Origin of the sequence: Algisphaera agarilytica, assembly GCF_014207595.1 — a bacterium.
In the GTDB taxonomy this organism is placed as follows: domain Bacteria; phylum Planctomycetota; class Phycisphaerae; order Phycisphaerales; family Phycisphaeraceae; genus Algisphaera; species Algisphaera agarilytica.
Map to the genome: position 1 here is coordinate 864,339 of NZ_JACHGY010000001.1, position 20,182 is coordinate 884,520.

17 protein-coding genes are annotated in these 20,182 nt (G+C 63.2%); 13 read left to right on the forward strand and 4 right to left on the reverse strand.

Features of this window, described 5'->3' with window-relative positions:
• Nucleotides 1-127 precede the first annotated feature (127 nt).
• From HNQ40_RS03735 to HNQ40_RS03760, 6 genes are all read left to right on the forward strand, one after another.
• Nucleotides 128-1,675 (forward strand): hypothetical protein, encoded by a 1,548-nt coding sequence (locus HNQ40_RS03735; RefSeq protein WP_184676511.1) that lies wholly within the window; start codon nt 128-130, stop codon nt 1,673-1,675.
• Nucleotides 1,676-1,711: 36 nt separating this feature from the next.
• On the forward strand, nt 1,712-1,978 hold the full coding sequence (locus HNQ40_RS03740; RefSeq protein WP_184676513.1) for a hypothetical protein: 267 nt from the start codon (nt 1,712-1,714) through the stop codon (nt 1,976-1,978).
• A 31-nt stretch (nt 1,979-2,009) separates the two neighbouring features.
• Nucleotides 2,010-2,771 (forward strand): 3-deoxy-manno-octulosonate cytidylyltransferase, encoded by a 762-nt coding sequence (gene kdsB / locus HNQ40_RS03745; protein WP_184676515.1) that lies wholly within the window; start codon nt 2,010-2,012, stop codon nt 2,769-2,771.
• Nucleotides 2,772-2,814: 43 nt separating this feature from the next.
• Nucleotides 2,815-3,498 (forward strand): SRPBCC family protein, encoded by a 684-nt coding sequence (locus HNQ40_RS03750; protein WP_184676517.1) that lies wholly within the window; start codon nt 2,815-2,817, stop codon nt 3,496-3,498.
• Nucleotides 3,499-3,548: 50 nt separating this feature from the next.
• Nucleotides 3,549-5,363, forward strand: coding sequence for a CTP synthase (locus tag HNQ40_RS03755; RefSeq protein WP_184676519.1), 1,815 nt, complete (start codon nt 3,549-3,551; stop codon nt 5,361-5,363).
• Nucleotides 5,364-5,585: 222 nt separating this feature from the next.
• Nucleotides 5,586-6,491 (forward strand): DUF481 domain-containing protein, encoded by a 906-nt coding sequence (locus HNQ40_RS03760; protein ID WP_184676521.1) that lies wholly within the window; start codon nt 5,586-5,588, stop codon nt 6,489-6,491.
• Between the two features lie 82 nt (nt 6,492-6,573).
• On the opposite strand, the gene HNQ40_RS03765 is transcribed toward HNQ40_RS03760, so the two are convergent.
• Both HNQ40_RS03765 and HNQ40_RS03770 read right to left on the reverse strand, forming a co-directional pair.
• Nucleotides 6,574-7,194: a phospholipase D family protein gene (locus HNQ40_RS03765; protein WP_184676523.1), complete on the reverse strand. Its 621-nt coding sequence runs from the start codon at nt 7,192-7,194 to the stop codon at nt 6,574-6,576.
• Between the two features lie 99 nt (nt 7,195-7,293).
• Nucleotides 7,294-8,535, reverse strand: coding sequence for a sigma-70 family RNA polymerase sigma factor (locus HNQ40_RS03770; RefSeq protein WP_184676524.1), 1,242 nt, complete (start codon nt 8,533-8,535; stop codon nt 7,294-7,296).
• A 341-nt stretch (nt 8,536-8,876) separates the two neighbouring features.
• Here HNQ40_RS03770 and HNQ40_RS03775 point away from each other — a divergent pair, with 341 nt between their 5' ends.
• The 5 genes from HNQ40_RS03775 (at nt 8,877) to HNQ40_RS03795 (ending at nt 13,237) form a co-directional block, all read left to right on the forward strand.
• Nucleotides 8,877-9,488 carry a superoxide dismutase gene (locus HNQ40_RS03775; protein ID WP_184676526.1) on the forward strand — a complete coding sequence of 204 codons (612 nt, stop codon included), beginning with the start codon at nt 8,877-8,879 and terminating at the stop codon, nt 9,486-9,488.
• An 81-nt stretch (nt 9,489-9,569) separates the two neighbouring features.
• The gene (locus HNQ40_RS03780) at nt 9,570-10,832 is read left to right on the forward strand and encodes a YpsA SLOG family protein (protein ID WP_184676529.1); all 1,263 of its coding nucleotides are present in this window, start codon (nt 9,570-9,572) and stop codon (nt 10,830-10,832) included.
• A 167-nt stretch (nt 10,833-10,999) separates the two neighbouring features.
• Nucleotides 11,000-11,365 carry a DUF4174 domain-containing protein gene (locus HNQ40_RS03785; protein WP_184676531.1) on the forward strand — a complete coding sequence of 122 codons (366 nt, stop codon included), beginning with the start codon at nt 11,000-11,002 and terminating at the stop codon, nt 11,363-11,365.
• A gap of 124 nt (nt 11,366-11,489) precedes the next feature.
• A complete protein-coding gene (gene sthA, locus HNQ40_RS03790; protein WP_184676533.1) occupies nt 11,490-12,923 on the forward strand; it encodes a Si-specific NAD(P)(+) transhydrogenase in 1,434 nt (477 codons plus the stop codon).
• A 68-nt stretch (nt 12,924-12,991) separates the two neighbouring features.
• Complete coding sequence (locus tag HNQ40_RS03795) at nt 12,992-13,237, forward strand: hypothetical protein (protein ID WP_184676535.1); 246 nt, start codon at nt 12,992-12,994, stop codon at nt 13,235-13,237.
• Between the two features lie 82 nt (nt 13,238-13,319).
• Here HNQ40_RS03795 and nadA read toward each other — a convergent pair whose 3' ends face one another.
• Nucleotides 13,320-14,552, reverse strand: coding sequence for a quinolinate synthase NadA (gene nadA / locus HNQ40_RS03800; RefSeq protein ID WP_184679172.1), 1,233 nt, complete (start codon nt 14,550-14,552; stop codon nt 13,320-13,322).
• Between the two features lie 204 nt (nt 14,553-14,756).
• On the opposite strand from nadA, the gene HNQ40_RS03805 reads away from it, so the two are divergent.
• Complete coding sequence (locus tag HNQ40_RS03805; protein ID WP_221435363.1) at nt 14,757-16,835, forward strand: PAS domain-containing sensor histidine kinase; 2,079 nt, start codon at nt 14,757-14,759, stop codon at nt 16,833-16,835.
• A gap of 55 nt (nt 16,836-16,890) precedes the next feature.
• Nucleotides 16,891-18,084 carry an HD domain-containing phosphohydrolase gene (locus HNQ40_RS03810; protein ID WP_184676538.1) on the forward strand — a complete coding sequence of 398 codons (1,194 nt, stop codon included), beginning with the start codon at nt 16,891-16,893 and terminating at the stop codon, nt 18,082-18,084.
• Nucleotides 18,085-18,146: 62 nt separating this feature from the next.
• On the opposite strand, the gene HNQ40_RS03815 is transcribed toward HNQ40_RS03810, so the two are convergent.
• Nucleotides 18,147-20,036, reverse strand: coding sequence for an ABC transporter permease (locus HNQ40_RS03815; protein ID WP_184676540.1), 1,890 nt, complete (start codon nt 20,034-20,036; stop codon nt 18,147-18,149).
• Nucleotides 20,037-20,182: the final 146 nt, after the last annotated feature.

Consider the following 20,182-nt stretch of genomic DNA (forward strand, 5'->3'; position numbering starts at 1 on the left):
TTTGCGGCATCTAGGCCGTATGATCCAGAGATGGGGCCGTGGGCGGACCCGCCATCGGGGCGTTGGGCGCAGGATTCCGGGCATTTCGCGGTCCACCTTTTTTATTCTCTAACTTGCAGGTGCTCGATTGGCCTTCTTCGGTAAGAAAAAAAGTAGCGGCGACAGCGCCGCCCCCGCGGCGGACGGTGCCGGTGATGGTATGGACAGCGGCAGCGGCGGCTCGGTCGCCGGCGCCGCGGCGAGTGGCCCCAGCTTCCCGCGCGACCCGCGCAAGGCCCGCAAGTTCTTCGACCACGCCGAGACCGTCTCGGAAGCCAAGAACTACGACTACGCCGTCGAGATGTACATCAACGGCCTGCGTCACGACCCCGACAACATGAGCCGCCACGAGGAGCTCCTCGAAGTCGCCAAGCGGCGCAAACTCGCCGGCGGCAAGAAGGCGGGCTTCAAAGACAAGAACCTCAAATCGCTCGGCCCCGACGCCGTGGCCAAGATGCTCGACGCCGAACGCGTCTGGGCGATGAACTTCCTCGAAAACGCGCTGATGCGCGAGTTCATGCGGCGGGCCGTCGACGCCAACGACGCCGAGCCCGATCTCAACCTCGGCGAGGTCGCCTACTGGATCGGCTGCATGGCCTTGGACTTCGCCAACCCCAAGGGCAAGAGCAAAGACTACATCCAGCTCCGCGACCTGTTCTCCCGCATCGGCAGCTTCGACAAGGCCATCATCGCCAACAAGAAGGCCTATCAGCTCGATCCCAAGAACGATAACCTCCTGGCCGAGCTCAAAGACCTCGAAGCCCAGAACTACGCCAACAAAAACACCAGCACCGAGGAAGGCGGCTTCCGCGACAACCTCAAGGACGACGAGGCCGCCCTCGAAGCCCAGCAGGGCAACACCCGGGCCGTGTCCGTCGTCGATCAGAACATCGAAAAACGACGCGACGAATACGAGGAAGACCCCGAGGACATCGATCGCCTGACCAAGCTCGTCGATGCGCTTCTGAAGAAGGAAGAGTACGAGGAAGAAGAAGAGGCGATGAAGCTGCTGGGCAAGGCCCACGAGCAGACCGGCCAATACCGCCACAAGGTCCGCATCGGCGACATCAAGATGAAGCAGTACAACCGGGACCTGCGCGACATCAAGAAAAACCTCGAGGTCGCGCCCGGCGACGACTACTTCACCGGCCGTCTCGAAGAAACCACCCAGGAAAAGCTCCAGTTCGAGCTGGGCGAGTACCAGGAACGCGTCAAGAATTACCCCACCGACCTCAAGCTCAAGTACGAGCTGGGCCGGCGCATGTACCAGGCCGAGCTCATCGACGAAGCCATTGGCCTGCTCCAGGACGCCAAACGCGAACCCAAGTCCAAAGGCAACGCCTACCTCATCCTCGGCCGGTGCTTCATGCAGAAGGAATGGGTCGACGAAGCCATCAGCACCCTCGCCGAAGCCATCGAAGGCCACGGCGTGCCGGACGACGCGCTGGGCAAAGAGCTGCGCTACGACAAGATGGTCGCGCTGATGAAAAACGCCGAGAACGCCAAGAACCTCGACCACGCCGAAGAAGCGAACCAACTCGCTTCGGAACTGCTGCAGGCCGACATCAAGTACAAAGACATCATGGACAAGAAGAAGGCCGCGACGGAGTTGCTGAACACGCTGCGAAACGGTTGACCGCCTGAAACATCCAGCGTCGGCTGAACTGAATCAATGCTGCCAATCTCTGACACAACTTTGATTCGAGTTGTTCTCGGAGGCTTTCTGTTCGTCAACCTTGCAATCACGTTCATCATCCACCTCCGCCCCGATCTGCTTGAAAAGGCTGGAGGCGCTTTTGCGAAGAAGCTTTTGGGTGACGAAGCAGAGGTTAAGGAATCTTCAATCAATTACGGCTTCACCTGGTTCCTCAATTTCATCCTGATTGGTTTGCTCATCGCATTCGAGTGGAAACTCAAACACCTGCTTCCACGCAGCTGAATACAGCACAAGAAATCCAACAACGAAACACATGCCCAAAGCCCTCGCCCTCATTCCCGCCCGCATCGGCTCGACCCGGTTTCCGGGTAAGCCGTTGGCTGCCGAGACGGGTAAACCGTTGATCCAGCACGTCGTCGAACAGGTCGGCGGGTGCGAGACGATCGACCGTGTCGTGGTGGCGACCGACGACCAGGGCATCTTCGACGCGGTGGTCGGCTTTGGCGGCGAGGCGGTGATGACCTCGCCCGAGCACCCCAACGGCACATCGCGTCTCGCCGAGGCGGCTGAGAAACTCGGCACCGACCACGAACTCATCGTCAACGTCCAGGGCGACGAGCCCGAAGTCCCCCCCGCCACGGTGGACGCGCTGGTGCGTGGTTTGGCGGAAGACCAGGACGCCGACATGGCCACGCTCGCCTCGCCGTTCGGCGACGACGAGGATCCGACGAATCCGAACGTGGTGAAGCTCGTGCTCGATCGGCTCGGCCGGGCGATGTACTTCTCGCGTTCCCCCATCCCCCACGACCGCGACGCGGAGATGCTCGGCACCAAGCCGCACGTCACGATGTACAAACACCCGGGGCTGTACGCCTACCGCCGGGCGTTCCTGGCCAAGTACCCCACGCTCGAGCCGACCCCGCTAGAGGAGGCCGAAAAGCTCGAACAGCTCCGCGTGCTGGAGCACGGGTTCTCGATCACCATCATCCACGCCGACGCCCCCCACCCCGGCATCGACACCCCCGAGCAGTACGCCGCGTTTGTCGAACGGTTTCGCCAAACGCAAAACAGCTGACCCCAGCCCCGCGATCGCTGAATCCGCCGCCCTATCATTTCGCATGAGACGGCGCGATACCCCCCATCACACGGCCAACAAGCACCACCCGCCGCTGCTGAGCGTGCTCACGTGGCTGCTCGCGGCGGGGTGCGCTGCCCCGTCGGAGGAGCGTTACGCCTCCGCCGAGGTCTCACATGAAGATCAACGGCAACGGGACCTGATCCGGCCGCCAATGGTCGGCGACGACCGGTACGTCTGGGTGGAAGCACAGCGGGAGTACGACGTCTCGCCCGAGGTGTTTTGGGAGCGGTTCTTCGACACGCCGCTCGCGGACATCCTCCGGCCCTCGCCGACGTTCCCGGGCGTCGAACGCACGGTGCTGCTGGTCGGAAACGACTGGGACCACCCCGGGGCACGGCGGCGGCTCGAGTTTTTGGACGGCCACTCGGCGGTGGAAGAACTCCTCACGTTCGACCCGCCCCGCGCCTTCAGCACCCAGTTCTGGGCCCTCACCAGCGACGACCGCCGAGGGGTGGCGCACGGGGTGAGTCGATGGACGGTGACGCCGTTGGACGGGGGCGAGCGGTCGCGGGTGCGTTGGCGTTACGGGCTGCTGCCGCACAACCCGGTGGTGGGTTTGATCGTGCGGCGCAAGGCCGAGCAAGAGGTCCGCCCGGACCAACTCGAAGCGAGTCTTCGACGACTTGAAAGCCTCGTAACCCCACTCACAGGCTCTGAAGAATGACCACGCAACGACGCGTTTGCCCGGACCATCATCGCGCGGTACGGTAGGACATGCCCCCCACACAAGACCTCCTGCAAGAAGCCGGCCACAGCACCCACGAATCCGAGTTCTTTAACCCGGTGCCCAAGGGCTACCAACCCGGCAAACACAAATACGTCGTCGTCTTTGGCACCGTCCTCTCGGGACTGGGCAAAGGCATCTTCTCGTCCTCGCTGGCCAAGCTCCTGAAAGACAAGGGCCTGACCATCGCCCCGATCAAGATGGAGGGCTACCTCAACATCGACTCGGGCACGCTCAGCCCCTACCGCCACGGCGAGGTGTTCGTCCTCGACGACGGGCTCGAGACCGACATGGACCTGGGCACCTACGAACGCCTGCTCGACCAGAACCTGACCCGCGACAACTACACCACGTCCGGCCAGATCTTCAAGCGTGTGCTGGAAAAAGAACGCCACGGCGGCTACCTCGGCCGCGACGTGCAGATGATCCCGCACGTCACCGGCGAAGTGAAGTACATGCTCCGCGAACTCGCGATGAAGCAGGACGCGGACGTCGTCTTCATCGAAGTCGGCGGCACCGTGGGCGACCACGAAAACGCGTTCTACATCGAGGCCCTGCGTCAGCTCGCCTTCGAAGAGGGCGAAGGCAGCGTGTGCTACGTCGCGCTCACTTATGTCATCGAGCCCCCCGCCCTCGGCGAGCAGAAGACCAAAGCGGCCCAGCTCGGCCTGAAGAAGCTGCTCGAAGCGGGGGTCCAGCCCAACATCATCGCAGCCCGGGCGAAGAACCCCGTCGAACAGGGCGCGAAGGAAAAGGTCGCGATGTTCTCGAACGTGCCGATGAACCGCGTGTTCTCGATGCACGACCGCGACTCGGTCTACACCATCACCGAATCGCTGCGTAGCGAGGGCATGGACCGCGAAGTCCTGACCATGCTGAACCTGCACGGCCGGGTCGACGCCAACCACGAAGACCAGGCCCGCGAAGAGTGGCGCAGCTTCGTCCGCAAGGTCGTGGCCGACCGCAAGCACAAGGTCAAGATCGGGCTCACCGGCAAGTACGCCCAGCTCCGCGACGCCTACGCCTCGATCGAGAAGGCCGTCGAACACTGCGGCGCCCACCTCAACGCCAAGGTCGAGATCGACTGGATCGACACGACACTGATGAAACCCGACGACGCGGCCGCCACCCTCAAGCAGTACAACGGCGTGATCGTCCCCGGCGGCTTCGGCCACCGCGGCACCGAGTCCAAGATCGCCTGTGTGCAGTACTGCCGGGAAAACAACCTGCCGTACCTGGGCATCTGCCTGGGCTTCCAGATGGCGGTCATCGACTACGCCCGCAACGTCGTGGGTCTCAAGGACGCGGGCTCGACCGAGTTCGACCCCAACTCGCCCGACCCGGTCATCGACATCCTGCCCGAGCAGAAGAAGATCGAGGGCCTGGGCGGCAACATGCGGCTGGGCGGCAAGGACGTGCTGATCAAGAAAGACTCGCTGGCCGAGATGCTCTTCGCGGATGAGATCGACAAGAAGACCTCGCAGATCCGTGCCCGCTTCCGCCACCGCTTCGAGGTCGACCCCAAGTACATCAACGTGCTCGAGCAGCACGGCCTGGTCTTCTCCGGCCGACACCCCGAGCAGCCCATCATGCAAGTGCTCGAACTGCCCGACCACCCCTACTTCATCGGCGGCCAGTTCCACCCCGAGCTCACTAGCCGGCCGATCCACCCGCAGCCGATGTTTATGGGCCTGGTCGCCGCGGCGATCCAGCACGCGAACCCCGACCTGGCCCCCGAGAAGATCTCGACCCGCTGGCTGCGTCCGCAGAAGCCCAAGGCTCCCGCCAGCCCCGCAGCTTCGTAAAGCCTGAATCGAATTAACTTTAAACCAAAATCATGCCCTCATCGGCTCCTCGCCGATGAGGGTTATCGCTAGGTGCGACTCACGGCTTCATAAGCTCCGCGGCGTCGGCCTGGCTGAGGCGTGTTCGCACCCAGTGGTCAAGGAACCACCCACGCCCGCCCGAATGGTCAAGTGTCGGGTGATGATTTATCGAATCACGGGGAAATTCAAGGAATCCTGAGTATGAAGCTGTTTTCACTCGCCACCGCCGGGCTGGTCACCGGTTCTCTCGTCGCCGCCTCGGCCCAGGCCGGCACGGTAACCCTGACCAACGACGACACCATCACCGGCACCGTCACCAGCCAGACCGACGCCGGCGTCACCGTCGAGCACCCCGACCTGGGCACGCTCAACCTCGACGCAGCCCAGGTCGCGGGCGTCGAACTCGACGAATCCGACCCGATCTACGTCGAGCCGCCCGCCCCCGACTTCTTCTGGGGCTGGGACAAGACCCTCTCGGCCGGCGTCAACGGCAGCGACGGCAACACCGACAGCCTCAGCATCTACGCCGCGTTCAACACCGGCTACGAAGACGACACCGACCGCTGGGCCTTCAACGCCCGCCTCTTCTACGGCGAGGAAGACAGCGTCAATACCCGTAACGAATGGCAGGCCAACCTCACCAAGGACTGGCTGTTCCCCGGCGAAGACCACTTCTTCTTCACGACCCTGAAATACGAAAACGACCGCTTCACCGGCTGGGAAGAACGGACCTCCGGCTACGTGGGCGTCGGCTACGACGTCGTCAAGAAAGAGAACTACAACATGATCGCCCGGCTGGGTGTCGGTGGTTCCTACGAAGCGGGCGTGATCAACGAGTTCACCGCCGAGCTCCTGCTGGGCGTCGAGGGCAACTGGGCGATCGATAGCCGGTCGTCGTTCAACTACTACACGTTCTTCTACCCCTCGCTCGACCCCGCATTCGAAGACTTCCGCAACACCACCGGCGCGGCTTACGTCGTCGCGATCGACAAAGGCGACGGCCTGAGCCTCCGCATCGGCGCCGAGAACGAGTACAACTCCGCCGCCGCCGCGGGCACCGAAAAGAACGACCTGAAGTACTTCCTGGCGCTGGTCTACGACTTCTAAACCGCGTCCAGACAACGCAACCACGACGCCGCTTGCGGCTTAGCGTCCGACACGGATGGGCTAAGCCGCAAGCGGCTTTTTTTCACAGCTCGGGCTCTTCCAGGGGCACGGGGCAGACGTCGCGTCGGCCGCAGCCCTCGCAGTGGCCGCCCTCCCAGAGCGTGTTGAACTTGCCCATCACCGCGTCGACGAGGTTCGCCGACTCGCTGACCACGCCCCACTCGAAGTTGCGGCGGGTCGCGCCCTTGGCTCCGAGGCCCGCGCCGGTCAGGTTGGCCGAGCCGAGGTACAGCCAGCCGGCATCGACGACCACCGCCTTGGCGTGCAGCCGGGGGCAGCGCCGGATGGTCAGCCCACCCACGGGTTTCTTTTTCGCAAACGCCTTCTTGAGCTGCTGCAGGGCCGGGCCGCTGGGCACGCCGGCGTGCAGCACGCGCACCTCCACGCCGCGTTTCGCCAGGCGGACCAGGTGGTCGACGATCGACGGGGCGTTGCGCGACCGCGGGTTGGCGGGGTCGGGCACGAGCATGGCCTTGAAGTCGGCCGTGGCGATGTCCAGGCTGACCTTGGCGGCGAGCATCCCCTGCTGGACCACGCGGGGCAGGTGGTCGCTGTCGGCGATCAGTTCGACCTCGCCGCGCACGGGCGCATCGGCCTCCAGGTCGGCCGGGGAAAACGTCAGGTCACCGTCGCGAGCGATCATCCCTCCTCTATCGGCCAACCCCACAAAAAACGCCCACGCCGATACGAGATCGACGCGGGCGGGGTCAGGACGGGCGCTGTGGGGGCGCCCCCGGATGGGTCATTTGAGGTACTCGTCTTCGAGCGTCTCACGGATTTTTTCCAAGGCCTTGTTCTGGATCTGGCGGACGCGTTCCTTCGTCACGCCGATGAGCTTGCCGACCTGTTCGAGGGTCAACGGCTTCTCGTCCGGGCCACGGTCACGCAGCACGTCCGGCAGCTGGTAGTCCTCGGAACGCTGGGTCGGGTCCACTTTGGTCTTGGTGAACTTGGGCGCTTCGACGGCCGCCTTGCGGGACCGACGGCGACGTGGCTGATTCGGCTTCACGTTGAACCGGGCCGCGACCACGGTCCGTTCGACGTCCGACAGGTCCGCGCGGTTGTCCACCACGATCTGACGCACCTCGTCGGCGCAGTCGTCTTCGTGGGCCGCGTTCTTCTCGGCCTGGTAGTTGGACCGCTCAAACGACGGGTCGTACTCCACCGGGAACATGCCGCGGTACTTGGTGAACTTGATCCCCTGACGCGAAAACGCCTTGAGGATCGCACGGCAGGCATACGTGGAGAACTTAAACCCACGGCTGACATCAAACTTGTCCGCCGCACGCAGCAGCGCCATGTTCCCCTCGCTGATGAGGTCGGGGAAGTCGCCGGGGTGCATGCGGGTCCGCTTGGCCATCGCCAGCACCAGCGCGAGGTTGGTGTCGGCGATCTGGGTGCGCAGGGCATCCGCACGGACGTACCAGTCGAGCATCTCGCGTTGGGCTTTACGCCGGCCGTACTCGGTCAGCGGCTTGGCTCGGCTCTTGCTGCCGTCGGGGCGCACGCCCAGCAGGCGGTCGCGCAATCGGCAGACGCGCAGCCGGCAGTAGTTGTATTGGCTGAACAACACGCGTTCCTGCGCCGCGGTGAGCAGCACGCTGCCGGTGTTGCCCGCGGCCTTCTTGGTGAGGCTGGCGGTGTCGTCGGCGGCCGAGGTCGTGGGGCCCATCAGGCCGTGGTACCACGACACGTCCGGCACGGGCACGGGCTCGGGGTCGAGGAACAGCTGCTTGTACGCCTTGGCATCAGGCAGGTCGAACGCTTCGTGGTCGACGTACTCGTACTTCTCGGTGAGCAGCCGCTCGAGGGTGGCACGCTCTTCGGGGCGCAGGGCACGCTTGGCCCGCTTGGCGGAGGGGGCCGATTTGATCATCGCCTCGGGGGCGTGGGTGATGGTGACCGTGCTGGGGGCCGACTTGAGGTGACGGTCCCCAGCCGAGGCGTGGTCGGAGGCGGGAGGTTGCGGGGCGAGGCTGGGCATCTTGCGTAAGCCTTTCTGCAAAAAAGAAACGAAGCAGACAAGCACAATAGGCCAACCACGCCCGTCGCCGATTTATTGCCGACCACGTCCGACTGACCCAAGGGCTTAACGCTAATTGGTACTTAATTAATCCCTATTGGGTTCATTTTTTCTTTCGAGATTCTGCGGCACGCCGCTTAGTCTTTCTAAAATAGGGGTTTAAACAAGCAATCACTTGTTAAAACAATCTTGACCCTTTCTCCGGGTCCGCCTACACTCCCTCGCAACGCAGCGCCCGGACGCACGGGGGTACGCTGCCGAAACCCAATCTGTTACCCCGAACCTCCCAAAGGAGCTGCCCGATGGCTTTCGAGATGCCCGCCCTGCCCTACGCCCTGGACGCCCTGGAACCCGCGATCGACGCGAAGACCATGGAAATCCACTCCCAGAAGCACTGGGCGGCCTACACCAGCAAGCTCAACGCCGCGGTCGAAGGCACCCCCGACGCCGACAAGTCCATCGAAGAGATCCTCGCCGGCGACATGTCCCCCGCCGTCCGTAACAACGGCGGCGGCTACTACAACCACCGCCTGTTCTTCAGCACCCTCAAGGCCCCGTCCGAAGGCAACGCCCCCACCGGCGACCTCGCCGCGGCCATCGAGTCCGACCTCGGCGGCTTCGACGCCTTCAAAGAGTCCTTCAGCAACGCCGCCGCCACCCGCTTCGGCTCGGGCTGGGCCTGGCTGGGCGTCCTGCCCGACGGCAAGCTCTGCGTCTGCTCGTCGCCCAACCAGGACAACCCGCTGATGAACGTCGACACCTGCGACTGCGGCTGCGTGCCGATCCTCGGCCTCGACGTCTGGGAACACGCCTACTACCTCAACTACCAAAACCGCCGCCCCGACTACATCGAAGCCTTCTTCTCGGTCATCGACTGGGACAAGGTCGCCGAGCTGTACGCCGCGGCGAAGTAAGACTCCACTTCTGACCAACCCTCAACACTTGTCCGAGTAAACTCTCGGACAAGTGTTTTTTTATGCCAAACCGGGATCGACATGAAACTCTACAAAATCGTCAGCGGCGGCCAGGACGGTGTGGACCAACTCGCACTCAAGGCGGCGAGTGAAGCCGGGTTCAAGATCGGCGGATACATCGCCGAAAACGACCAGGATTTCATCAAATCTCTGGACAACCCAAACTATCAGCCGATACCGGTGAGTAAGGCGACCGCCGACAAAGTTGATGACGCGACGGTGTCACATTACTACCCGGAAATAAATGAATCTGATCTGAAAAATCGCATCGCGCGAACTGGCCTAAACGTACTCAACGCCGACGCCACGCTTATTTTGATCAGCAAAGACGCCCCACTTGAAGGCGGCACCCGCGCCACCGCCGATTTCTGTGAAATACACAATCGGCCTCTATTCATCGCCAGGCTGCCCGACACCAAATGCGGCGCCGAACCTTCATATCTCGATCAAGCCAAAGACATAAAGGAATGGCTAAATGATCTGAATGTAGGCGTGCTCAACATCGCGGGGCCACGCAAAAAAAATAATGACGGGGATGTGGATTACTTCATTGAACAGTTCCTCCAGTATCTCTTCCAAGAGGCCAGCAATGAACCAAGAACGCTTATCGATCAGCTCGCTGAAAAATACCAGCCGTTTAATGAGGTAAGTGCAGAAACCCTTAGTGACTCTCTGGACCAAGTCTACGCCGCTCGTGCAGCTTTCATTTCTACCGCAAACCAAACCTTGGGCCTAGTTTTGGCTGCGTGCACGGCCTTGGGTTTTGCGCTCACCGGGGTTGCCACCGCCAAAGCTATCACCGTCTTAGTAGTCGTCAATCTTGCCGGAATCGGCATCGTTGCCATGATTTTCAAGAGCACCACCTGGGTGAAACAAAAGCTACGTGCGGGCTACGACCTGTACACCTCCGCGTGTCTTCATTCCGCAGTGCTCCACCGCAAAGCCCGAGTAAAACCAAGCCACCTTTGGCTCGAACTCAGCGAAGAATACGCCATGACCCCTGCGACATTCAAACCGCGCCAAACCCATGCAGGTTTTGACGACTATTACATCGCCGAACTTACCGGCCCCAAAAAAGGACGCATCGCAAAAAAGCAAAAAGAATTTAACGCGGTATGGCGAGCCCGTGGACGAAATCTGTACATACTCTACTTCAGTGCTTTTGGCTTCCTGAAGACCTACGCCTTACTGGTCATTCTTTCTGGCTTCTTCTATTTGTCTATCCTTGGCTTGCCGCATTTGGTCTACTTGTTCAAGTTAATGAATGCTCCCTATAGCCATTAGCAAAAACACACCACGGGTGCTTAGACTTTGCTATGTGGATGATTGTCCCAATTAAATGTTTCTTCCTTGCGTTGGTGATACTCACGGCCTCGGGCTGCGGTGCGCCATCCACAGAAACGACAACGAAGGAGAATCAATTGGACGATTCGCGGAAGCTATCCTTGAACATGGACGAATTCGCCTGGTCCCACCGCCCGCTTCTAGTTTTCGCGACATCGGTGGAGGAGCCCGCGCTGCTCGAACAACGCGAGCTACTCGCTGCGCATCGTGAGGGCTTGAACGAGCGCGACATGGTGGTGATCGAGTTGGTCGGCGATGACCTAACGGTCGATGGACAGCCCCGCACAGCAGACACCCATGCGTTAAGAAAACGTTATGGCGTCCCGACTTCTCGGGCATTTGCGGTCCTGCTCGTGGGCAAGGACACGGGCGTAAAACTCCGGAGCGATCGTCCCGTCACGGCGGAGGGAGTGTTCGGGCTGATCGATTCCATGCCGATGCGGCGTCAGGAAATGCGAGAAGCGTCGGAATAACTCGTCGACTTGTTCCACGACCTGATTACCAGAAGGTATTATCGGCTCTGCCTGTGACTCGCTCACGCCAAGGGCCGTCTGTGTCGATCCTGACGGTCAGAACATCTCAGGAAAGATCAGGGATATGAAGCATTACGACGTCATCGTCATCGGCACCGGCCCCGCGGGGCAGAAGGGCGCGATCCAGGCCGCCAAGCTCGGCAAGAAGGTCGCCATCATCGAGAAGAACAACGTCCTCGGCGGGGCGCAGATCAACACAGGCACCATCCCGTCCAAGACGCTGCGCGAGGCCGTCATCCAGCTCACCGGCACCAACCGCCGGGGGCTGTTCGGCGAGGCCTACCGCGTGAAGAAGAACATCACCGTGGCCGACCTCATGGCCGCGTCGCAGAACGTCATCCGTCACGAGTGGGACGTCATCCGCGGCCAGTTCGAACGCAACAACATCGATCTGATCTGGGGCGCGGCCCACTTCGAGGGGCCCAACCTGTTGCAGATCGTGCGTGAAAACGAAACCGAGATGCTCACCGCCGACAAGTTCCTCGTCGCGGTCGGCACCCGGCCCGCCCGGCCGGACAACATCCCGTTCAACGGCCGAACCGTGATGACCAGCGACGAGCTGCTCAAGCTCGACCGCCTGCCCAAGACCATGATCGTCGTCGGCGGCGGGGTCATCGGCACCGAGTACGCCTCGATCATGGCGACGCTGGGCGTGCGCGTCACCCTCGTCGAGGGTCGGCACCAGGTGCTGGGCTTCCTCGACCAGGAAATCGCCGGGGCGTTCCAGTACTTCCTCCGCCAGGAGGGCATCACGCTGCGTCTGGGTGAAAAGGTCAGCGCGATCCGCGAGGTCGAGCACGACCGCGGCGTGGGCGACACCAACGGCAACGGCAAGGGCGAGCTGGTCCAGGCCGAGCTCGAGTCGGGCAAGAAGCTCCACGCCGAGACGCTGCTGTACGCCGTCGGCCGGCAGGGGGTCTGCGGCATCCTGGGCCTGGACAACGTGGGCATCACGTTCGACGACCGCGAACGTCTGAAAGTTACCGACAACTACCAGACCAACGTCGAGCACGTCTACGCGGCGGGCGACGTCATCGGCTTCCCCGCACTCGCTTCGACCTCCATGGAGCAGGGCCGGCGGGCGATCTGCCACGCGTTCGGCCAGGACGTGGGCAACTACAACACCGCCCTGTTCCCCTACGGCATCTACGCGGTGCCGGAGATCTCCATGGTCGGCAAGACCGAGGAGCAGCTCACCGAAGACGGCATCCCCTACGAAGCCGGCATCGCGGGGTACAAGGAACTGGCCCGCGGCAAGATCCTCGGCGACGAGGACGGCATGCTCAAGATGCTGATCCACCAGGAAACCCACGAGATCCTCGGCGTCCACGTCATGGGCACCCAGGCCACCGAGCTGATCCACATCGGCCAGGCCGTGATGGCCCTCAACGGCACCGCCGAGTTCTTCATCAACAACGTGTTCAACTTCCCGACCCTCGCCGAGGCGTACAAGGTCGCGGCGTACAACGGGCTGAACAAGCTGGCGCACATCCGGTGATCACTGAACGCCGGATTTCTCATCGGCATTTCATTGATGGCCGATCGGGGCAGATTTATAATCCAGCCATGAAACACACTCTCTACGGCGTCCTTCTTTCCGCGGCGGTTCTTCTCGGCACCGGGTGCACGTACTACGAGATTACCGATCCGACCACCGACAAGACCTACTACACCACCAACTGGGACCGCAAGGACAACAAGTCCGGCGTGATCCAGTTCAAGGACATGAAGTCCGGCAAGCAGGTCACCCTGACCAACGCCGAGGTCGGCGAGATCAAGGAAAAGCAGTACAAAGCCGCGATCAAGGACTGATGGCCTTGCCGTCGTGTTGCCGCGCAACGCGAACCAGCGACGCGTGGCGTCGGTGCCAGCTGCAAACTCGACATACGCTCGTTTAATCGATGAGCGGGGCGTCCTGCTCGGGCGCTCCCGCGTCGATCGGCTTTGCGGCGGTGATCTTGAGCATGCGGTTGAGCGAGAGCATCGCCTGACGCTGCGCCTCGGGGTGGACGCTGATCTGGTTAAGGACTTTGCCCTCGGCGAGGTGGTCGAGGATCCACAGCAGGTGCGGCAGGTCGATACGGTACATCGTAGTGCAGAGGCACTGGCACTCGCTGAGGATGCGGGCGGTCACGCCGCGCTCGGCCGCGGCGTTGCACAGCCGATTGACCAGGTGGACTTCGGTGGCGATCGCCCAACGGCTGCCGGGCTCGGCATTCTCGATCGCTTGGATGATGCCCTCGGTGCTGCCGGTCAGGTCCGCCTTCTGGCAGACCTCGTACGCACACTCGGGGTGGGCGATCACGGTGACGTCCGGCCACTCGGCGCGGAGTTGATCGATGTGTTCGGGGCGGAACAGTTTGTGGACCGAGCAGTGGCCCTTCCACAGGATGAACGTGCTGTCGCGCAGCTGATCTTCGGTGCAGCCGCCGAGCCCATCGGCATCGCGCGGGTCCCAGACGCACATCTGCGTCGCGGGGTCGAAGCCCGCCGCGGCGCCGGTGTTGCGGCCCAGGTGCTGGTCGGGCAGGAAGAGGATCTTCACGGACTCGCCTTCGCCCAGCGGGGTCTCGCCGCCGGCCAGGGCCCAGTCGAAGATCTTGTCGCAGTTGGAGCTGGTGCACACCGCCCCGCCGTGGGCGCCGCAGAAGGCTTTGATGGCGGCGCTGGAGTTCATGTAGCAGACCGGGATCACGCGGACCTTGCCGGTGGTCTCGTCGAGCTTGGGCACGGGTTGGCCGAGCGTTTCGTGGATCGCTTCCCAGGCCTCGACGGTCTGGTCGTAGTCGGCCATGTCGGCCATGCTGCAGCCCGCGCCCAGGTCCGGCAGGATCACCGCCACGCCGTCGTCGGTGAGGATGTCGGCGGTCTCGGCCATGAAGTGGACGCCGCAGAAGACCACGTATTTCGCCCCCACCTTGCTGACCTGCTCGGCGGCGAGCTGGCTGAGCTTGAAGCTGTCGCCGGTGAAGTCGGCGAACTCGATGACGCCGTCCTGCTGGTAGTGGTGGCCCAGGATGACCAGGTCCGACCCGAGCTCGGCCTTGCGGGCGCGGATCGCCTCGGCGAGCTGGTCCTCGCTCATACGGGTGTAGCGGTCGGGGATTGCGGGCTGCCAAAGCTGCATCGAGTCGTCCTTTCGGGGTGACAAAATATCTTATCCGGACCCGGCCCGATTTTCGATCTTGCCCACGCTCCGATAACATCTAGTGGATTGAGCGGTCAAGGGCATTTCTCCACAAACTCGCGATCTCGTCGGAGTTTTTCCCATAAAGCCAGAGCCGTGTTCGCCCCGATACGAATTGAGGCGGACGCTCAATAGTAGTAATCGATGTCTGTAGCCCACCCCCCCAGCCCGAAACACACGGCCAACGCCGAGCCCCGGCGCGACGCGGAGACTGCCGTGCCCGGGAAAAATTCGGGCCACCGGGCGATCCGGGTCTACACCTACTGCGCGTTGGCGCTGGCCTGCGTGGGGATGCTGGTGCTCAGCGGGGTCGAACTCAAGCTCCACCTGGAACTCAGCCATAAGCAGGAGCAGGTGCAGGAGATGGTCACGGGCCTCGGCCAGGTTCAGGAGTTGATCCACGCCGAGCGCATGCTGAATGAGTCGCTGCGTGGATTGCCTCGAACCGAGCAGCCGCTTGACGACCAGGAACCCTACCGCCTGTTCCAAGCTTTGCAGAGCGAGTTGGACATCAAGCAGGAGGCGTTCGCTCTTCCCGCTATCCATTTCCGAGAGATCGCGCTGCAGTTCACCGACGCGCAGGCGGAGGCGGCCGAGCACCGGGACCGGGCGTTGGAACTCATCTCGATGAAGGGCCAAATGAATCCGACGCTGCGGAAGGCGGTGTCGCCGACGTTGGCCGAAGAGTTCGCCGCGCTGGACCAGATCGAAGACCAGATGGGTCTCTACGCCCTGCGTGCCTCGCAAGAAGTCAGCGACATCGTTCAGGAGCTCCAGCTCCAGTCCGACGGGGTGCGCGGCTGGATCTGGACGTTGTCGATCCTCATGATCAGCCTGCTCATCATCGGCGGCGCGGCGCTCAACGTCGTGCTCAGCCGGATCTTCCACGACATCCGACGGTCGCAGGAAGAAACCCAGCGCCAACACCTCGAACTCGAATCCACCCACCAGCAGGAAACCGAACTCCGCAAATCGCTCGACCGCGAACGGGCCATGCTCGAAACCGTGCTGGCGACCGTGCCCCTGGGCGTGTTCTGGAAGGACCGCGACAGCGTCATCCTCGGGTACAACCGGGCGCACATCGCCATGTTCGGCCTCGACCACCCCGACCAGCTCATCGGCACCGGCGGGCCCGACGACCACGAGTCCTTCTCCGAGCAGCAGCTCGACGACTTCCGGCGAGACGACCTGCGGGTCATGAACTCCGGCCTGCCGCTGCTGGGTCTGGAGGAAGACATCGTCCGGGCCGACGGCACCACCGTCTCGGTGATCACCAACAAGGTGCCCATGCGTGACGCCGAGGGCCAGGTCATCGGCGTGTTGGGTGCCTGCATGGACATCACCGAACGCAAGCAACTCGAACAGCAGCTGGCCCACGCCCAGAAGATGGAGTCCATCGGCCAACTCGCCGCGGGCGTCGCCCACGAGATCAACACCCCCACGCAGTTCGTCTCGGAAAACATGCGCTTCCTGGGGGAAGCGATCGAGAAGTTCCAGAAGTTGATCGATCAATACGAAGCCACCCTGGCGGTGGACCTCTCGGTGCCCGACCGCGAGCAGAAGCAGGACGAGCTCCGCCAGCTCAAAGAAGACCTGGGGTACGGCTTCATCTACGACGAAGCGCCCAAAGCGGTGCACGAATCACTCGAAGGCCTCGAGCGCATCTGCAACATCGTCACCGCGATGCACGAGTATTCCCACCCCGGCGACTGCTCCGCGCACGACTTCGACCTCAACCGCGTCGTCAGTACCTCGGCCACGGTCTGCCGCAACCGCTGGAAGTTCTTCGCCGAGATCGACTACGACCTCGCCGCGGACCTGCCCCCGGTCCACGGCCACGCCGGAGCCATCGGCCAGGTCCTGATCAACCTGATCGTGAACGCCGCCGACGCCCTGGAAATCCACCAACCCCCGCAGGCCGACGGCCAACCCACCGGGCGTATCCGCCTCACCACCCGCCAGACCCCCGAGTGGTTCGAGATCGTCGTCAGTGACAACGGCCCCGGCATCCCCGAGGAGATGCGGTCCCGCGTGTTTGACCCATTCTTCACCACCAAAGACATCGGGCGGGGCTCGGGGCAGGGCTTGTCGATCACCCACAACGTGATCGTGAATGAACACCAGGGTGAGATCCACCTGCACAACAACCCCGACGGCGGAGCGTCCTTCACGCTCCGGCTGCCGGTCGCGCCGCCTCAGGAGGTAACCGGCGACGCCGCGTAAATCGATAATTCCAAACCCCGCGTCGTAAGGGACGACGTTTCCGGAAACCATTTGTATGACACGTATTCTGTTTGTTGATGATGAGATCAATGTGCTCAACGGCTTCCGCCGGACACTGGGGACGAAGTACAACTGCATCTTCGCCCAGGGCGCTGCCGAGGCGTTGTCCGAGCTCTGCCAGACCCCCGAGGTCGGCGTGGTCGTGACCGACATGCGCATGCCGGGGATGGACGGCATCACGTTCATCAACCAAGCGCGGAAGATCACGCCCCACACGGTCTTCATCATGCTCACCGGCAACGCCGACGTGGAGACCGCCACGGACGCGGTCAACCGCGGCGAGATCTTCCGCTTCCTCGCCAAGCCTTGCCCGCCGGATGTGCTCCAACCCGCCATCGACGCGGCCATGCACCGCTACCTGCTGACCAGTGCCGAGCAGACCCTGCTCCGAAAAACGCTGACCGGGTCGGTACGGCTGCTCACCGAAATGCTCTGGCTGGCCAAGCCCGAACTCGCCGAGCACAACGGCCGGGTCCGGCGGACGGTGCGGCAGCTCGTCCAGCAGATGGAGCTGCACGACCCCTGGGCCCACGAGGTCGCCGCGCTGCTGAGTCAGATCGGCCGCTTCACCCTGCCCGACCACCTCACCAACGCCAGCGCGTCCAGCCTCGAAAACGAGGCCGACCTCCAGCTGCTGAACAGCCACCCCGCCCGCGCCGCGCAGATGCTCCGGCATATCCCGCGTCTGGAACTGCCGGGCAAAATCATTGAGCACGAGTTCGACGCCACCGAGCCCGGGGGCAAGCCCGCCGAGGCCATCGATGAGCAGATCCCGTTGTGGGGGGCGTGCGTCCTGCGCGTCGCCCTGGCTTTCGACGCGATCTACTCGGAGAACCCCAACGAGATCGAGGCCCGGCAAGCGGTGTACGACCAGCTCCACGACGCCTGCCCCCTGACGACCAAAGCGTTGATCGAGATGCCCACCACCGAGTGCGAAGACAGCCCGGCCCAGCTACGCGTGCTCAACACCGACCAGCTCCAACCGGGCATGTTCTCCGCCGCACCCATCACGCTCTGCGACGGCCGGGTCCTCCTCGGGCGCGGGCGTGAACTCACCCAGCCGCTCATCCTGCAGCTCCAGGTCCACGTCGAGCACGGCCTGCTCGCCGAGCCCCTCGACATCCTCGTGCCCGAAGCCGCCAACGACGACGACGGTGACGGTGACGACGACCAGGCCCAGGCGGCCTGAGCCGCTGGACGCTGCGTTCTGTGGACTAAACACAATGGGTTGCACGGAGCGTTCGTTCCGCTTTACCCCGTGCCCGATAGCTTGCGCACGGTCTGGTCGAAGCCTTTGACCATGCCAACGATCATCGCGTAGACGATCATGCTGTAGCCCGCCGCCGCGAACAGGGCCGCCAGGGCCAGCGAGACCCGGCCGAAGATTTCGCCCTCGCCGGCAAACCCATCCACGCGGTCCCACGGGTTGATCAGCATCGCCGTGTTCGTCGCCGGGCTGAATCCGTTGACCACCGGGCCGATCAATGCGGTGGTCCCCAGCCCCGACCAGCCACACAGCCCCATCACCAGCACAACCGCGCCGATGATCCCCACCGTGGGCACGACCGCGCCGAGCACGCCCTTGGCCTTCAGGCTCCACGCCATCCCCGACGCCACACACAGCGCGATGAACGGCACGAGCATTAGCGCCAGCCACAGCCCCACCTCCGGCAGGATCAACGGCGTGTCCGGATACGCCCCGCCGTCGAGGCCGTAGTACGTAAAGGCCGTTTGAGACCAGCCCATGATGTTGCCCGCCAAGGCGTACGTGCTCACGCCGACGATCGTGAGCACCGGCACCGCGATCATCAGGCTCAGGAACCGCACCAGCCCCCGCAGCTTGCCCCAGATGTACTGCTTGGGCGTGACGGGCGTGGTCAGCATGATGTCCAGCGTCCCGTCTTCGCGCTCCCGGCTGACGCACCCCGCGCTCATGTAGATCGCCACCAGTGTCACCACCGCGACCTCCAGCACCAGCAGGATGGTCAGCAACCGGTGGAACACCTCGTGCGGCGGCAGGTAGCCCCCGCCGGCGGTCTGCGAGGCGGGGATCTGTGGCAGTCGGTTGGTGTGGTACAGCCACACCAACAGGCCCGCGCCCGCCCAACCCAGCAGCGCAAAGCCGTAGCGTCCGAGGATGCCGCCGAACATCTTGCCGCGGGTGTTCGCCTCGCGCCAAGCGATGGGGTTGCCCGTGACCTGACGCGGGGCGTGGGTCCGCTCGTCACGGCTGATCCGCAGCGCCCGCTTGAGCGAGATCAGCCACTTCGCCTCGCCCTGCCCCACCTGACGCAGCCCCAGCGCACAGCCCAGCACCATCAGCACGCTCCCGCCCAAGGTCCAGGCGACAAAGGCCGCGAAGGGTGAGCCGAGGAAGAAACGCAGCGGTGCCGGGTAGTCCACCAAGGCCTCGGCTGGGGGCGGGGTGTAGTCGCTCAGCAGCGACGACTCGAGCACCAGGATCGGGTGCAGCGAAGTCAGCCAAGTGGTGTAGGGCTCGGGGTCGAGGATCCGCACCAGACCGCGGTCCAACGCATAGAGCCCGACCAGGTACGCCATGATCCCGATCACGAAAACGAACACCGCCTTGCGCCCGCCGGCACGCAAGACGCTCAGCGTCACCGCCACGCTGCCGACGAACACCGCGGTGCACCCCGCCACCGCAAACGCCATGAGCACCGACCCCGTCCGCACCCCGCCGAAGACCAGCACCACCGCGAACAGCGGCAGCCCGCTGAGCAATAGCGCCAACACGAAGAACAGCCGCCCCGCCAACGAGCCCAGCACGATCTGCAGGTTCGTCAACGGCGTGGTCAGCAAAATGTTGTACGTCTTGCCCGACTGCTCCGACGCGATCGCCCCGGCCATGAACAACGGCGCGAGCAGACACACCCCGAGCACCTGGCCGTAGGCGATAAACCGGAACACCTGCGAGCCCGCTTTGGCGAGTTCGCCCAGGCTCACATCCGACGACATCCCCGGCCCGGCGAGCAAGCCGATCACCACGAGGATCACCAGCAACCCCAGGTAGCCCATGCGGACAAACATGTGCTGCATCCGCCGCGAACCGCCCTCGACGATCCGCACCACCATCGGGTTGCCCGGCCCCAGCCTCCAGAAATATCGACCCACTGCTTGCATCGTCCATATCGTAGCGGCATCGAGCGGCCGCTTGAAGCCTTGTCGCAGGTTCGAGAATGGCCATCACATTTTCAGGCTGAGCCAATGATGTAGGTCAGGTCTTCGACCTGACAGTGTAAGACCGCAGGCCGTGTCAGGTCGAAGAC

Bases quoted from the DNA above. Each gene is read 5' to 3' on its own strand.
- HNQ40_RS03770 (WP_184676524.1), bottom strand. From the start codon at position 8,535: ATGCCCAGCCTCGCCCCGCAACCTCCCGCCTCCGACCACGCCTCGGCT.
- HNQ40_RS03785 (WP_184676531.1), top strand. From the start codon at position 11,000: ATGGACGAATTCGCCTGGTCCCACCGCCCGCTTCTAGTTTTCGCGACA.
- HNQ40_RS03780 (WP_184676529.1), top strand. From the start codon at position 9,570: ATGAAACTCTACAAAATCGTCAGCGGCGGCCAGGACGGTGTGGACCAA.
- HNQ40_RS03815 (WP_184676540.1), bottom strand. From the start codon at position 20,036: ATGCAAGCAGTGGGTCGATATTTCTGGAGGCTGGGGCCGGGCAACCCG.
- HNQ40_RS03750 (WP_184676517.1), top strand. From the start codon at position 2,815: ATGAGACGGCGCGATACCCCCCATCACACGGCCAACAAGCACCACCCG.
- HNQ40_RS03805 (WP_221435363.1), top strand. From the start codon at position 14,757: ATGTCTGTAGCCCACCCCCCCAGCCCGAAACACACGGCCAACGCCGAG.
- HNQ40_RS03810 (WP_184676538.1), top strand. From the start codon at position 16,891: ATGACACGTATTCTGTTTGTTGATGATGAGATCAATGTGCTCAACGGC.
- HNQ40_RS03740 (WP_184676513.1), top strand. From the start codon at position 1,712: ATGCTGCCAATCTCTGACACAACTTTGATTCGAGTTGTTCTCGGAGGC.
- sthA (WP_184676533.1), top strand. From the start codon at position 11,490: ATGAAGCATTACGACGTCATCGTCATCGGCACCGGCCCCGCGGGGCAG.
- HNQ40_RS03755 (WP_184676519.1), top strand. From the start codon at position 3,549: ATGCCCCCCACACAAGACCTCCTGCAAGAAGCCGGCCACAGCACCCAC.
- HNQ40_RS03795 (WP_184676535.1), top strand. From the start codon at position 12,992: ATGAAACACACTCTCTACGGCGTCCTTCTTTCCGCGGCGGTTCTTCTC.
- HNQ40_RS03775 (WP_184676526.1), top strand. From the start codon at position 8,877: ATGGCTTTCGAGATGCCCGCCCTGCCCTACGCCCTGGACGCCCTGGAA.
- kdsB (WP_184676515.1), top strand. From the start codon at position 2,010: ATGCCCAAAGCCCTCGCCCTCATTCCCGCCCGCATCGGCTCGACCCGG.
- nadA (WP_184679172.1), bottom strand. From the start codon at position 14,552: ATGCAGCTTTGGCAGCCCGCAATCCCCGACCGCTACACCCGTATGAGC.
- HNQ40_RS03765 (WP_184676523.1), bottom strand. From the start codon at position 7,194: ATGATCGCTCGCGACGGTGACCTGACGTTTTCCCCGGCCGACCTGGAG.
- HNQ40_RS03760 (WP_184676521.1), top strand. From the start codon at position 5,586: ATGAAGCTGTTTTCACTCGCCACCGCCGGGCTGGTCACCGGTTCTCTC.